The 16,304-nt window shown below is 53.1% G+C and carries 5 protein-coding genes; 1 reads left to right on the top strand and 4 read right to left on the bottom strand.

Annotation, left to right across the window (positions count from 1 at the left end; all coding sequences use genetic code 11):
* Positions 1-148: 148 nt before the first annotated feature.
* The 3 genes from IX84_RS11255 to IX84_RS11245 all read right to left on the bottom strand — a co-directional run bounded on the left by IX84_RS11255 (position 149) and on the right by IX84_RS11245 (position 3,655).
* A complete protein-coding gene (locus IX84_RS11255) occupies positions 149-745 on the bottom strand; it encodes a hypothetical protein (RefSeq protein ID WP_044220314.1) in 597 nt (198 codons plus the stop codon).
* Between the two features lie 147 nt (positions 746-892).
* Positions 893-1,876: a hypothetical protein gene (locus IX84_RS11250; protein WP_044220312.1), complete on the bottom strand. Its 984-nt coding sequence runs from the start codon at positions 1,874-1,876 to the stop codon at positions 893-895.
* A gap of 222 nt (positions 1,877-2,098) precedes the next feature.
* Complete coding sequence (locus tag IX84_RS11245; protein WP_044220310.1) at positions 2,099-3,655, bottom strand: N-acetylmuramoyl-L-alanine amidase; 1,557 nt, start codon at positions 3,653-3,655, stop codon at positions 2,099-2,101.
* 174 nt (positions 3,656-3,829) lie between these two features.
* On the opposite strand from IX84_RS11245, the gene IX84_RS11240 reads away from it, so the two are divergent.
* A complete protein-coding gene (locus IX84_RS11240) occupies positions 3,830-5,002 on the top strand; it encodes an NAD(P)-dependent malic enzyme (protein WP_044220308.1) in 1,173 nt (390 codons plus the stop codon).
* 178 nt (positions 5,003-5,180) lie between these two features.
* Here IX84_RS11240 and IX84_RS11235 read toward each other — a convergent pair whose 3' ends face one another.
* Entirely contained in the window at positions 5,181-16,301 is an 11,121-nt protein-coding gene (locus IX84_RS11235; protein WP_262501634.1) for a T9SS type A sorting domain-containing protein, read from the bottom strand.
* Positions 16,302-16,304: the final 3 nt, after the last annotated feature.

Genomic DNA, 16,304 nt, shown 5'->3' with positions numbered 1-16,304 from the left:
TCTATCCTGGCCAGGAATAGAAGAACTGCTCTTTCACAATTTTTCCATCCTTTTCGGAGTAGTCATTTGTAATAGGTTTTGGTTACGCCAGCCTTGGTTACACCGTGGGCACGGTGTTAAAAAATATTATTTAATCTTTTTTGTTTCGTCAGGGATTTAAAGGGGAAAATCCGGCAGCTTCACTGGCACAGATTACGGCCTGACGGAGTGCCTTCTGTTGAGCTTCATTCAGCATAATCGTGCGCTTTTTGCCTTCGTACCTTATTCGGATGCCTAAGATATCATAGCCGGCCATTCGGTATAACACATCAATGGGCACGATACAGGTATGTTGGTAAATGCGCATATTCGTTTCCTTGCTGAAAACGCCACGGTCCGGGTAATTCAGTAACTGCACGGCAGAGGTGTCCTCAAAAGCAATGATAACGTTGCGCCCGGCCTCGATTTTCTGGAAATCATACTCCGGCGTAGCAATGGTGAGGAAAAAAGAATTGATATTGTCCACATCACCTTCCATGAATGAAAAGGCGACTTCCGCTTCCTCAATAATCTTAGGGCCATCCACCGTTTCGTAGAGGCTTGGAATCAGCAAGCCGATGGGCATGGGCTTGGAAATGATCAGGCGTGTGCTATCGAACGGGTCTATAGTATCTGCAGCGAACTCACACTGCGCCTGCAAGGCTTGTGGCAGCAAGAATCCGAGGGTGCCAATCAGTAACAGGTAGGAAAAAATCTTCTTCATCATACGGTGCCATTCCTGGTTTGACCACAAAAGTACAGAACTCACCAACATGAAACGAAGGTGGAAATTGATAATTGCATCTTAAAACAGGAAGAGCGCAGCTTCGACGGACCGAAACTGCGCTCTCCTGTAGTTGATAAGCGTTGTTGCTTAGTACTTGATGGACAGCTCGTAGTTATCTGCGTTATTGTTATCTGTCTCATTGATGGCGTCAATGCGGATCAGATAGTGGGTATCGTTGGCAAAGACGACAAACATATCGCCTACGACCAATTCGTCCGTCACATCTGTAACCGGGGTGTCGGTGCCAGTTGCGCAGTTCCGGGAAGCACCATCGCTCAGCTCTACACCTGTAGCGTAAGCAGCTTCGATTTCTTCCTTAACAGAAACGTTATCGAAGGTGAAGTTTTCAACCTGAGTCTCGTCTACCTTTACCATATCTGCACCATTGACGGTACCGATCTGACGGCGCCAGTTCAGGCCAGGAGCCGGAACTGTACAATCCAGGCCAAGGTCGCGGATTTCAGCCTCTGCATCGGCACTGCCTGTACCTTCACCGTTATCGAGGTTAAGACCACCGGTACCGGTAGGGCCAGCCTGATTGAAGAGTACGCCAGTTAGGGTAGCATCAATTGGTGTGGTAGGATCTACAACAGTGATGTCCAGTGAAATAGTACCTACGTTGCCAGCTTCATCAGCAGCTTCGAAGGTGTAGGTCCGGACTTCACCATCCATTTGTTCGAATGGCACGACTTCAATTACGATTGAAGCGCCCTGCTTCGCATCACCAAAAAGCGTGACCGGGTTGTTGGCCGTTTCCACGCTTCCGTCTACTTCGAATTCACCGTTGGCGTAGTAGTTAGCAATGTTTGTGTTGTTGATAGCAGTACCATCTACCAGGAAGGTGAAAGTTTCAAGTGGGTTATCGCCCGTTAGTATCTCCACATTCACTGTAAATGTTTCTCCGGGAGCCAGGGTAGCGTCAGTGGAAGTAAATCCTACACCATCAACCAGACGTACCTCAGGTGGCAGCTGAGTGATTGGATCGATTGGATCATCTTCACCGCAACCGGTAGCGATCAAAAGAGTAAGCAGGATCGCAGCTCCGGAAAATTTCAGAAACAATTTTTGCATGATGGATTTTGATTTTGTTTAAAATAAATTGTTTTCGGTTTTTTGTAGATATGCCTACATCTCATATAGACGTGGCATCTGGAACAAGTAACGCTGGTAACTGAAAATTCGCCGCTTGCGTTAACACTTTTTAATACTCGTCCCTCCTATTCTAACTTTTCCTTAGGATAGATGTTCGTTTGCACCTCCGTAGGAAAGGGTTTAAACGTGTGGCGGACCAGATTATTTTCTGAAGACCCGGTAAATGGCCTGCTCCGACTCATTGATGAGCTCTACCATGTAAAGCCCGGAAGGCAACGCGCCCAGGTCCAGCTGATGCTGAAGTTGGTGACCGGGCAATTGCTGACTTTGTACGGGCACTCCTCTGCTGTCTAAGACCCGGAGCATGACCTGTCCATCAAGCGGTGTTGACCACTGCAACTGCAGGGCACCGGAAGTCGGGTTAGGGAAGACCTTTACCGTTTGGCCCTGTAGCAGATTGTCCGTGCTCACCACATTGGTAAACACAAATGCCTTGTTGGTATAGAGTGAAGTATCCGTACCTGTAGTCGCCCTCACCTGATAGTAATAACCGGTCCCGATTTCTATATCGAAGTCCTCATAGGTCGTCGCGTTAGCAGGAGCTTCCCCAATTTGTACGTAAGTGCCAAAGAAAGAGTTGGACCGTTCTACGAGGAATGCGGTTTCGTTATCCGATTCATCCACCCATTCCAGTAGGACGGCGGTATCGGCAGTCATTTGTGCGGTGAGGTTCTGGGGTGGCGCAATAGCCGCACACTGATTAGCGATGAAGTCCACAACGTCGTTGCGTACATCGGGTAATTGTGGGTAAAAAGCATCACCAGGGCAGGCCGTCGCGCAGCCATCGCGATGGCCGGAGATGCGCATCAGCTGCAGGCCGGAGTTGCTGTGAAAGGCTGTTCCAAGTGGATCTACGCCAATATCACAACTCTTCCAGGCCATGAGGTGAGCCAGGGTGCCCCGTGCTGCCGCAGTAGGTGTAATGCTGGTGTAATCGCCGAGCATGCAGACCCCCATCGTAGCGCCATTGGTACCGCAGAAGTGGGCGCCCAGGCGGTCATCGCCCCGGCCTTCATACAGCACTCCGTTGGGATCAATTAGCCAGTTATAGCCTACATCATCCCAGCCATTTACGCCGGTATGGAAATCCCATATGGCGCGGACGACAGCGGCCCAGTCATTGGAGCTGTTCGTCCCGGCAGCATGATGGATGATCAGGTGGGTTGGATTGGTACCAACGGGTGTTGCATCAGGCGGGCAGGTGCCATCGGGGCACCAGTCCTCGCGGCCTTCAAAATCAGGCTGATCACAGGGGCAGTAGACCGGGGAGCGCTCTGTAACGGCTGGGGGATACCCTGTGCGTTCCAGTTCGTCTGTACGGCCGGGGTTAAAAAAGTGCAAGACTAGATTTTCCATGCCAATAGCGGGCTGAACTTCCACCCATTGGCTACCCGCAGGAGCAAAGTGCAGTTCACTTATGTATTTTTCAGAGGACTGCTCAGCGTGGCCATCCATTCCCAAAGCCACCCAATCCCCCCAGCGCTCTCCATCAGGAGAAAACCGGGCATTCAGGGTGCCTTCCTGCCCTTTCCATACGGCAGAAAAGGCCAGAAAGGGCTGAGGGTTGGCCAGAGGTATGCGGATGCTGGCATTAGCCTGCTGCCCACTTACATTTATAGTAGCCCGGGCTGGCTGAGCAAAGGCATTCAGTGTACAAAACAGCAGTAGTAGTACAGTAGTCGTAATCGTTCTAATCATGTTCGGTATGTAGTTGCAAAAAGAAAATAACGAAACGCACAAGGTAAATATTTTCCGCGCACTGATTGCGGCATGCTATCCGCTCAATACGTCATGGGGATGGCCGGAATTCTAAAAATCTGCTACCTTTAATTGTGCTGTAACCAAATTTGTAACCATAGATTACCAAAACATATGGACTACTTCAAAGAATCCCTGTACCTCCACCAATACCTGAAAGGGAAAATCAGGATGACGCCCAAGATGGATGTCCGCTCTAAAGAGGACTTGTCTTTGGTGTACTCGCCGGGTGTTGCAGAGCCTTGCCGGGCCATCGCTGCCGATCCCGAAAAGGTGTATGATTACACCATCAAAAGTAATACCGTAGCTATTGTTTCTGATGGCTCAGCCGTATTGGGGCTGGGCAATATTGGCCCACATGCGGCCATCCCGGTTATGGAAGGAAAAGCTATGCTTTTTAAGCGCTTTGCTAATATTGATGCCTTCCCGATTTGCCTGGACACGCAGGATACAGAAAAGATCATCGAAACCGTGAAGCTGATCGCGCCGGTCTTTGGGGGCATCAATCTGGAAGATATTTCGGCACCCCGCAGTTTTGAAATTGAGCAACGGCTACAGGATATTGGCATTCCGGTATTCCACGATGACCAGCATGGTACGGCTATCGTGGTGCTGGCCGGGCTGATCAATGCAGCCAAACTTGTAGGCAAAAGCCTATTCGACCTCAAGGTTGTGATCAACGGGGCCGGGGCTGCCGGCGTAGCCATCGCAAAGCTACTGAAATGTGTGGATCATCAGAATTCTTCTGAATGCATTGCCGTGCGGGAAGTCATTATGTGCGACAGCAAGGGTATCCTCCATAGCGGCCGTGACAATCTCAACAGCTCCAAGCAGGAGGTGCTCACCTTTACGAACCCCAACAACAGAACCGGTTCGGTGAAAGACGCTATCGTCGATGCTGATGTATTCATCGGCGTAAGTGTAGGCAACCTGCTCACTACAGCGGATATCAAAACCATGGCCAAAGACTCCATCATCTTCGCTCTGGCGAACCCCGATCCGGAGATCATGCCGGAAGACGCTTACAAGGGCGGTGCGGCAATTGTGGGTACCGGGCGTAGTGATTTACCGAATCAGGTCAATAACGTCCTTGGCTTCCCCGGCATTTTCAGGGGCGCACTTGATGCAAGAGCCAAACGGATCACCCCGGCGATGAAGCTGGCTGCTGCGTACGCTATTGCAGACTTCATCCCCAACCCTACCCGGGAGTCGATCATTCCGGCTTCATTGCAGGAACAGGTAGCCTGGAAAGTAGCCGATGCGGTAAAGGAGGCCGCGCTAAAATAAAAAAGAGGGGTAGAACATTGAGCTCTACCCCATCAACAAAAACAAATATGCACAAAATTCTTACGAGCAGTGCCTGATCATTTCAGGTGCTGCTTTTTTCTTTCCCCGAAGCCCGAGGAAATGGTCCGATTGGACCAAATCCTCAGATCTAAAACGGGGAATGTAATGCCTTTATTGACTATTCAGCAATAATGAGCTGCTTCGTCAGTACCCCCTTGCTGGTGCGCAAGGTGTAGTAGTAAATTCCGGTTGCTATCAAATCGCTGCGGTCGAGGCGTACCTGATGCGTGCCTGCATCGTACCATCCCTGTACTACTTTCATTACCTGTCCGGCAGCATTGCGTACCTCAAACTGTACTTCATCTGCCTGAGGCAGGTAGAAGTCAATCAGCGTCGCGTCAACAAACGGGTTAGGCACGTTTTGGTACAGTGCGGGTGCAACGTCTTGCTCAGCCGCCACGCCTTTTTCTTCATCCTTATCTGCTCCGGCCAAGCCTGCCAGACAAGCATCAGAATTCGTAACGGTGATGAGGGTAACACAACGCTCTGAGTTGCGGCCTCCTACAGAACCATCGGGCTGCAGTGCGTATGGGTTTTCTGCTTTATCGAATGCCCATACCTCAACCTCGTAGGTATCATTGTCCGAGCAAGTCAACGTGAGCTTGTTCTGCTCCATACTGAAGGCTTCGCCCATGAAATTCATGGCGTAACCCACAGGACCGTTGCAATCATCTGTTGGCATGGCTTCAAGCAGGTATTCCAGCGTAATATCAGCAAATGCCTGGTCTATCGTTCCGTCACCGTCTATGTCAATAGGTTCGGCAAGCGGCTGCAGTTCTACAGACAGGTCATCGAAACACTGTGGTGCGCGCACGAAGCAGTCTACCACCTCGAATGGCAGGTTCACTGCTGTGAAGTTGCCGCAGGCATCCACTACGTTAAGTTCCAGGATATGTTCGCCCATTGGGAACTTGCCATTGATCACGTAATCCGGATAGCTGCCTGTAATGTCCACAGAGTCTGTCACATCCATATCCAGCATGCCATCAGCTCCTGCATCCAGGAATACCCGGAAGGTCATCTCCACCATGGAGTCTGGCAGCAGGGTATCTGGCAGGCACTTGCCGTCCAATGCGAATGGATAGATAACGTTAGCATCGCAGGTGTCTCCTTCAAAGCTGCAGAATGGATCTGGCTGCTCGAAGGCTACTACCGGTGCCTCCTCATCTATCACGTGCAGGATCTGGGTGTAAATCCAGCGGCCAGTGGAGGCGCTTGTACGCCAGTAGCCTTCCGGATTGGTCGTGCTGTCGCAAATAGTATCCTTAACGCCCGCTAGCGGGAAGTTGTTCAGGAATAAGCTGTCGGCATCAACGTACGTGGTGTCGAGCTGACGGAGCACCCATGTGGTATCTTCGCCCAGCTGTCCGTCACAATCTTCATCGCGGCGGATACTGATGGCATCAGACAGTCCATCGTACTCGTCCCAGTTGGTCACCTCCCAGGTGCGCAGGATGCGGTAGCAAGCTTCGCCCTCACCCGCAATCAGCGTATCCGTATGGCTGATGGTAATGGAGTCACAAGCTGAACCGTACACCCGGACAGAATCCGCAGACAGATCGTCACAGAATACTGTACTGTCTGCTGGCAGGTAGATAGCGTAAGCATCAAATCCGTTGTCTTCGATGCGGATCACCTGCGTGTAAACCCAGCGTCCTGTGTTATCAACTGTTCTCCAGTAGCCTTCCGGGTTGGTTGTACCGTCACAGAGGGTATCTTTCACACCCGCCATTGGGAAGGTGTTCAGTACCGAACTGTCGGCATCGACGTAGATAGAATCCGGACGGCCCAGGAGCCATACATCCTCTTCGCCCATCAGGCCATCGCAATCTTCATCGCGGCGGATGACCACTGCGGTGTCAATCGCATCGTAGTCGCACCAGTTAGTTACCTCCCAGGTACGCAGGATGCGGGAACACTCGCCATCTACGGCTGCCACCAGCGAGTCGGTGTAGCTTATGGAGAGGGAATCGCAACCCAGGTTAGTGATGGCCACGCCTTCCAGCGTATCCGTCGCATAAACATCGGCAGATACCTGTATGTCAGCGGGGAAGCGTACGTTGAAGCCTCCGGTTCCACCAATAGTGATCACTTGTGTGAGGGTATCCATAGAGATGTTGCCCACCAGGTCGATTGCCAGGAAGCGGCGTGTGATGGTACCGCTGCCGCAAGTGCTGATGTCCACGATCGGGTCAAGGACGATAGCATCTGCTGAGCAGTTGTCGACCACATGCACCTCACCGAAGAGGCTGTCCAGTTGGTTAAGGCTGAATGGATCGAAGCCTTCCGGCAAGTCGCCACAGCCTACCGTCACATCTTCCAGTCCAATGCACTGTGGCGCTGTCTTGTCTTCCACCAGTACATCCAGCCAGCAGATGTTGACATTGCCAGCGGCATCTACTACGCGGAGCTCGACGGTCACATAGGTGCCGGCATCGCAGCAGTTGAACTCCACGTAGTTGCCCCATGCGGAGTAGTACGGTGTGCTCAGGTCGCTGCAATCTTCCGGATCGCGCTCGTAAACGCGGCGGACCATCATACTGTCGATACCGCAGTTGTCATAGCTGCCTGCATCGATGTGGTGCGTAAACAACCTTGCCAGGCCAAAGCCGCCTACAGACACATTGAGTGCACCTGTACAGATGGCTACCGGCTCAGACAGGTCGGCTACGCGGAAGTGGCAGAGTTGCTGTGTGCTGTTGCCACAGTCGTCCGTTACGGTGTAGCGGAACTTGTACTCGCCAATTTCCAGCCCGGTGATCAGGCGCAGGTCGTCTTCCAGAAGGGTGTCAATGATGGTGTATATGACCGTATCATTGCTCATATCCACACTGACTACTTCGGTGATGACGGTCCACTCATCAGAGCAGGCATCGGTTACTTCTGGCATTGGCACTTCGATCGTAGCGGTGCAATCGAACGGATCTGTGGAGAACAACATGATGTCCTCTTCGACTACCGGGCAATAGTGGTCGCTGATTGGGCAGCTTACCACCGGGCCGGTCAGGTCGCCTACCTTGATCGTTTGTACGAAGGTCCGTACAGAATCAGGCGTGCAAAGATCCGTGATTGTCCAGGTCCGCTCGAAGCTGTAGGTACCCGCGCAGATGTCTTCGCGGTCGCTGTCTTCGTAATCTGCAGAGATGTTGCAGAACGGCTCATTGAGCAGGTGCACATCGAAGGCAGACTGAACGTAAGGGTAGCCCGTCAGACTTGGGTGGGGGTTGCCATTGGCATCGCCGGTGAACTCCGCTTCGCAGTCGAACATAGCGGCAAGCTTAGGCATTTTCACATCCTCCAGTGCCGGCACCTGTATCTGAATTTCCTGTGCACAGGAGAAGCTGTTGCCCCGGACATCAGTGACCACAAAACTGCGGTTAATGACATTAGGCAGGCAATCTTCGCTAGCCGGGGCAAGCTGATCGGTGAAGAAGAGGCTATCAATGCCGCAGAACGCTTCAACCGTTGCTTCTCCAGTGAGCACCAGGCTCAGTGGGTTGTTAATGAGGGAATCAACATCTGTGCAAAGCAGGTCGTAATTGACTTGCGTCGCTTCTGCCGGATAAGGCAGACCATTCGTATCCAGTAGCTGTGTACCATTCTGGCTGAAGACCAACCAGCGGTAGTTGCCCGTCTCTGCGGCCGTTACGGTGGTCACCATCAGGGTATGCGCTACTTCACCTGTCAGCTGCACAGACATACTGCCCACGGGCACAAGGCCGCCCAGGTTGTAAGAGCTGAAGTCAATCATTGGATTGAGCAGCTCATTGTCGAGGTCTGGCAGGTGTGTGGTATCCGCCAGGTTGCAGCAAGGCATCAGGTGGTTGTATACTCCGTCGAAAATGGCACCGTAGCCATCCATATCCACCACCTGGTTCATATCGCTCAGCAATACGAAGGTGAACATGTCGGAAGCTTCAGCAACTACTGTTGTCGTATCGTAGTAGCGGAGCCCTTCTGCCAGGTCTTCAGCCCAGCAGATCGTACTCAGCGTATCGTCATCTGTATTCAGTTGCCCGTCGATGTACTGTACATCCTGTGTGCGCACAGCGAAGTCGGTATCGTCCGGACAGTCAATTTCAGGTACAATCGGCAGTATGAGCGACAGGCTGGTGAAGCAATCTTCAGACAGCGCATCCACTACATTCAGGTCTACTGCCTCGGAAGAAGTCGCATCAACCGGGATTTCGAATACCTGAGAAGGCACATTGTAAATACCTTCGAAAGTGCTGCCTGCGAAATCGATCGCCCAGGCCCCCGTTGATGGTATGCCATTCTCATCCAGTGCGGCTACCAGTACCTGGAAGACAAAGATGTCATCTTCAGGCGCTGCTGTACCCATGTCATCACACTCGATATTGAAAGCAGATGCGGAGATGATGTCACAATCCAGTGTTTCAGGACATTCATCTGGTGCATCAACCAACACATTCGAGCTGCACAGGGCATTACCAACATTAGAGATGGTGAAGTCGAGGTCTGTACCCACAGGATATGGCCCGAAGGTATAGGTGGTTCCGTATTCACCGCTCAGGTTATCAAAGTCTGCCGTCCAGCTGCCGTCCGCATCGTCACCGTTAACCGTAATAGTAAAGGTGAAGGTGTCATCAGCGGGATCTGCATTGCCGTTATTGTCGCAGGATTCGATTGCCACATCCGCGGAGATGGTGCATGGTGCGACGGAGCATGGTGCAGGAGGTGTGATTTCTACCGTCACTTCACAGTCTGGGTTGCTAATATCCCGGAAGGTAATGCTGACCGGCCCGTCTGCAATCAGGCTGCCCAGGTTGAATACGGTGGGCATTCCTGTCATGCCAAACTGAATAGGCATACCATTTTCGTCCAGCGCAATCCAGCTGTTGCTGATATCATCGCCAGTAACCAGTGCGGTGAAGCTGAAGGTATCATCGCTGCTGTCTCCAGGTGTACCGTTGTCGTCGCAGGTCACATTAGAGATGGCTGCTTCGATATCACAGGCTTCAGAACAAGGCTGAGGCGCAGTGACCAGTACGGTGAGCACACAGTTGTCATTCGCGTCCGGCACGACATCGAAGGTCGTGTTGCCATCTGTGATGAGGTACGGGCCGAAGCTGATCGTATCACCGAAATTACCCGTAGTACCGTCGTCTGCGGTCCAGGTATCACCAACGTGCGTACCATGGATGATCAGATCGAAAGTATAGGTATCGTCGGTTGGGTCATTTGGCGTGCCTTCGTCATTGCAAGACATATTCAGCACATCAGCCGTCAGGTTACAGTCGTTGGTACAATTAGGCACCGTTACTTCAAAGGCATCAGCACAAGCAGCCTCGTCGTTATCGGTAATCGTGAAGGTCAACACATCACCGATATCAGCCGCACTGTAAGGGCCGAAGGTGATCGTATCGCCATAGATGCCCGTGGTTCCATCGTTAGCCGTCCAGCCTGTGCCTGCACCCGCATTGGTCACAAGGACCTCGAAGGTGAAGGTATCGTCGTCGCCATCACCCGGTGTGCCGTTGTCATCGCACAGCTCTGAGCCTGCGATCAGCTCGGCTGTGATCTCGCAGGGTTCCTCCGGCGAGCACTCGCCAGTAGCCTGTACGACGACATCGTTGACTACACAGCTGCTGTTGTCTAGATCGGCCAGGCCTGAAATCACAGTATTCTCATCTGCCGGGATTCCGGTAATCAGAATTGTACCATAAGGCTCTGTGAAGACCTGCCCGTTAATGGATGCGGTCCAGAATTGCCCGGTCTCATTGACAGGAGTTACCGTCAGTTCGAAGCTGTACGTATCGTCACCTGGGTCAGTAGTGCCGTTGAAATCACATACCGGATCAGCCGCGACCACTTCGATCAGGCAATCATCAGAGCATTCGCCGGTAGCCGGCACCGTAATGTCCTCAGCTGAGCAGTCGTCTTCGCCCACTACCGAGATGTTGGTAATAATGGCGTCTTCGTCTGCCGGGATTCCGGTGATGATCAGCGTACCAAATGGTTCGGTATACGTGGTTCCGTTTACAGTGGCTGTAAATTCAGCTGCTGACGTGTTGACTGCAGTGACAGTCAGCTCGAAGCTGTACGTATCGTCACTTGGATCCGTTGGTGTGCCGTTGTTGTTGCAAACCGGATCTGAAGTCATGGCGGTCAGCTCACAAGGCAGGTCGGAACATGGTGCCGGAGCCTGTAGAGACAGTGTTTCGTTGCAGCTACCATCTCCAGCATCTGCAATGCGAACATTGACGTTACCACCCTCAATGGAGAATGGACCAATTTGTACAGGCTGATCGTATGGGAAGTGGCCCACGTAGCTGCCCGTAGGCAGTACCCGGTAGCGCCAGCCGAGGCTTGATGTTGCGCCCTGACTGCTCACTTCCACCGTTGCATAGTACAGGTCATCGGAAGGATCAGCCGATGTGCCGTTATCGTCACAGTCAATGCTCAGCAACTCTGGCGTCACCTCGCAGTCGATGCAAGGCGGTGGCGCTGTTACAAGGACAGATGCATTACAGCTTGGGTCGTTCGAGTCATTCACCGAAATGGATACCTGCCCCATGCTAATCGGGAATGGACCGAAGGAAGCTGGCATACCATAGGTACCGCTTGCGCCGCCTGTTCCGTTCCAGGAATTGCTGGTGTTGCTGCCATTCACGATCAAGGTCACAAAGAACTGATCGTCATTGCCATTGAATGGCGTTCCGTTATTCAGGCAGATGGTGTTGACGCTTGTGATGAAGACGTTACACTCTTCCGAGCAAGACTCGTCCGGAATGCTCTCCATAATGGTGGCCACGCAATCGCCATCGTTCGTATCTGTGAAGTTAATCAGGACGTTCGCACCTGGCTGATAGGGGCCAAAAGTGACCACCTGATCGTACCCACCGGCAGTTGTACCGGCTGTGGAACCGTTAGCATTCCATCCTGAGCCTGTATTATTACCAGTCACTTGCACATCAATGAAGTAGACATCGTCATTCGGGTTGGATGGGGTGCCATTATCATTACAGTATGGCCCCTGTACGATTGTCGCGTTGATGTCGCAAACGTCTGAGCAGGTCGGAGGCGCAACTGCAACCACCTGAGCGGTGCAGATACCATCCGCTGCGTCTGTAATATCCAGAGTGACGGTTGGGTTAGCAGCGATACTGAATGGGCCGTAGGAAACCGGCACACCGTAAGTGCCTGTGTTGCCCAGGTTGTCCGTCCAGGTAGCTGAAGTATTCACACCGGTCACGATGACCTCAAAAGTGAAGGTGTCGTCGCTTGGATCTGAAGGCGTGCCGTTATCACTGCACTCGACATTTACAGCCTGAGCAGAAGTGATGTCACAAGCATCTGAACAAGTTTCCGGTGGTGTCACCGTCAGGCTGCCTACGCAGTTCGGATCCGCCTGATCACTGAAGGTAATCGTCACATCGCCTGCCGCAATTGGGAAGGAAACCGTGGTGAAGGTTGCACCATAAGTACCGGTTGCGCCAGTACTTGCCACCCAGGTATTTCCTGCCGGGTTATTGGCATTCACCAGTATAGTCGCTGTAAACACATCATCAGACGGATCTGATGGTGTACCATTATCGTCGCACTTCGTCAGCACAAGCTCAGGCAGGATACCACACTCCTCGGAGCAGGTTGCCGGCGGATCAAGTGTAACAGAAGCCTGGCAATCCGGGTCGCCAAGGTCTGTAACCGTTACTTCGATTGGGCCATCAGCGATTGCGTACGGGCCTACATTTGCCGCAAGGATTTGACCACCGCCATAGCTCACGCTCGGTACAGCGACCTCTCCGTTCACGCTTACGCTAAAGCCACCGCTGAGGTTATTGCCTCCGGCTTTGACGGTGAAGAAGAACAGGTCGTCACTTGGGTCAGATGGCGTGCCGTTGTCATCACAAACCGTAGAAGATTGAGTGATTTGAATAGCACAGTCATTGGAACAAGGCTCAGGTGCTTCTACAACCGCCATGGTCAGGCAGCCATTTACATCCTCATCGTTGACCATAAACGTCTGATCACCTATCTGAGCAATGCTGTATGGGCCGAAGGTTACAGGTTCGCCGTAGCTTCCCGACACCTCTGCACCATTGATCATAGTCGTCCAGGTTGTGCCTGCACCACCGTTATTAACCACTTCGAGCGTGAAGCTGTACACATCATCAGTTGGGTCTGAGGAGGTACCGTTGTCATCACAGGTAATATCCGTAATGATCACTTCAATGTCGCAGTCCACATTGACCTCAACACCGTCGCCATCGTCTTCGTCACCGTTGTCATCGTCAACGTCACCATCGCCATCGGTATCCACTCCGTTGTCTGGCGTGGAGTCGATGTCATCCTCGTTCGCATTGGTCACTTCTGCCAGGTTGATGTAATCACCGGTCAGGTTAACTGTTGCTGTGATGGTCAGGCTGACTGATTCGCCAGCTGCCAGTGTTCCAACCTCCCAGTCACCTGTGGAAGCGTCGTATGCACCGTTACCGGAGTCGCTATTGTAAGTGTAGCCAGAAGGCAATTGGTCGGTAACCACAACACCGGTGGCTTCACTTGGTCCCTGGTTGACCAGATCAATCTGGAAAGTTACAAGGTCACCAGCTTCTACGTTGCTGCTGCCCAGGATGCTCTTTTCGAGCTCCAGGTCAATGACCACATCGATTTCCACTTCCGCGCTATCCTCATCGTCTTCCGACTGGTCGCCGTCGTCGTTGTCTGGCGTGGAGTCCACATCGTCCTCGTTCGCAGAAGCCACTTCAGCGATGTTAAAGTAATCTCCATCAGCATTGACGGTTGCCAGGATAACCAGTGTACGCTCCACACCTGGAGGGGTGTTTGGCACTTGCCAGATGCCGGTAGCTGCATCATAGTTACCTCCGCCAGACTGTACGAAGTTATAGCCACTTGGCAGGTTGTCACGTACCGTGATACCGGTTGCATTATCTGGTCCCTGGTTGATCAGGGTCAGCGTGAAGGCCACCGTTTCACCAACGGTTGGATTCGGGTTGTCTACCACTTTCGTCAACTCAAGGTCAATGAGTTTCTGAACGTTAACAGGCACGCCGTCACCATCGTCTTCATCATCCGGGTCGTTCTGTACGTTGTTATCTCCATCGGTATCTACTCCATTATCAGGGGTAGAATCAATATCGTCTTCATTAGCGTCTACTACTTCAGCCAGGTTGAGGTGGTTGCCACCGAATTTCACTTCCGCAGTAATCAGCAGCGTCACCATTTCACCTGCGGGCAGTGTGCCAATGTTCCACAATCCTGTGTTTGCATTGTAGTCACCTTGGTCCGCTGAGAAGCCGGTGTAGATATAACCACTTGGAAGCTTGTCTTCAACGACCACACCTGTGGCGGTACTTGGTCCCTGGTTCACCACTTCAATCGTAAAGGTGATTTCCTCACCAATAACCGGGAACTGATTGTTGATTCGCTTGTCCAGCTCAAGGTCGATGACTGGGTTTGGAGTGGTCTCCGCGCTGTCCTCGTCGTCCTCTGACTGGTCGCCGTCGTCGTTGTCTGGTGTGGAGTCGGTGTCGTCTTCGTTCGCTTCGCTCACTTCGGCTACGTTGAAGTAGTCGCCTGTGGCGTTAACGCTCGCTGTGATCTCTAAGCTTACGGACGCGCCGTTGGCAAGATCACCGATTGTCCAGATGCCCGTGGCGTCATCGTACGCGCCGTTGCTGCTTACGAACGTGTAGCCGCTTGGAAGGTTGTCGCGCACTGCTACGCCGGTGGCGTCGCTTGGGCCCTGGTTCTCTACCGTGACCGTGAAGGTCACTTCCTCGCCGACGTTCGGCGTAGCGTTGTCCACTACTTTCGTCAGCTCAAGGTCGATGATTGGGTTTGGAGTCGTCTCCGCGCTGTCCTCATCGTCCTCCGACTGGTCGCCGTCGTCGTTATCTGGTGTCGAGTCGGTGTCGTCTTCGTTCGCTTCGCTCACTTCGGCTACGTTGAAGTAGTCGCCTGTGGCGTTCACCGAAGCCGTGATCTCAAGGCTTACGGACGCGCCGTTGGCAAGATCACCGATTGTCCAGATGCCCGTGGCGTCATCGTACGCGCCGTTGCTGCTTACAAAAGTGTAGCCGCTTGGAAGGTTGTCCCGCACCGCTACGCCGGTGGCGTCGCTTGGGCCCTGGTTCTCTACCGTGACCGTGAAGGTCACTTCCTCGCCGACGTTCGGCGTAGCGTTGTCCACTACTTTCGTCAGCTCAAGGTCGATGATCGGGTTCGGAGTGGTCTCCGCGCTGTCCTCATCGTCCTCAGACTGGTCGCCGTCGTCGTTGTCTGGTGTGGAGTCGGTGTCGTCTTCGTTCGCTTCGCTCACTTCGGCTACGTTGAAGTAGTCGCCTGTGGCGTTCACTGAAGCCGTGATCTCTAAGCTTACGGACGCGCCGTTGGCAAGATCGCCGATTGTCCAGATGCCCGTAGCGTCATCGTATGCGCCGTTGCTGCTCACAAAGGTGTAGCCGCTCGGCAGGTTGTCCCGCACTGCTACGCCCGTGGCGTCGCTCGGGCCCTGGTTCTCTACCGTGACTGTGAAGGTCACTTCTTCGCCGACGTTCGGCGTGGCGTTGTCTACGACTTTCGTCAGCTCAAGGTCGATGATTGGGTTTGGAGTCGTCTCCGCGCTGTCCTCATCGTCCTCAGACTGGTCGCCGTCGTCGTTATCTGGTGTCGAGTCGGTGTCGTCTTCGTTCGCTTCGCTCACTTCAGCTACGTTGAAGTAGTCGCCTGTGGCGTTCACCGAAGCCGTGACCTCTAAGCTTACGGACGCGCCGTTGGCCAGATCACCGATTGTCCAGATGCCCGTAGCGTCATCGTACGCGCCGTTGCTGCTCACAAAGGTGTAGCCGCTCGGCAGGTTGTCCCGCACCGCTACGCCCGTGGCGTCGCTCGGGCCCTGGTTCTCTACGGTGACTGTGAAGGTCACTTCTTCGCCGACGTTTGGCGTGCTATTGTCTACGACTTTCGTCAGCTCAAGGTCGATGACCGGGTTCGGAGAAGTCTCCGCGCTGTCCTCGTCGTCCTCTGACTGGTCGCCGTCGTCGTTGTCTGGTGTCGAGTCGGTGTCGTCTTCGTTCGCTTCGCTCACTTCGGCTACGTTGAAGTAGTCGCCTGTGGCGTTGACGGAAGCCGTGATCTCAAGGCTTACGGACGCGCCCATGGCAAGATCGCCGATTGTCCAGATGCCCGTAGCGTCATCGTATGCGCCGTTGCAAACCGGATCTGAAGTCATGGCGGTCAGCTCACAAGGCACCATGTT

It is taken from the genome of Phaeodactylibacter xiamenensis (assembly GCF_000759025.1).
In the GTDB taxonomy this organism is placed as follows: Bacteria; Bacteroidota; Bacteroidia; order Chitinophagales; family Saprospiraceae; genus Phaeodactylibacter; species Phaeodactylibacter xiamenensis.
This window is presented reverse-complemented; position numbering and strand designations above follow the sequence as displayed.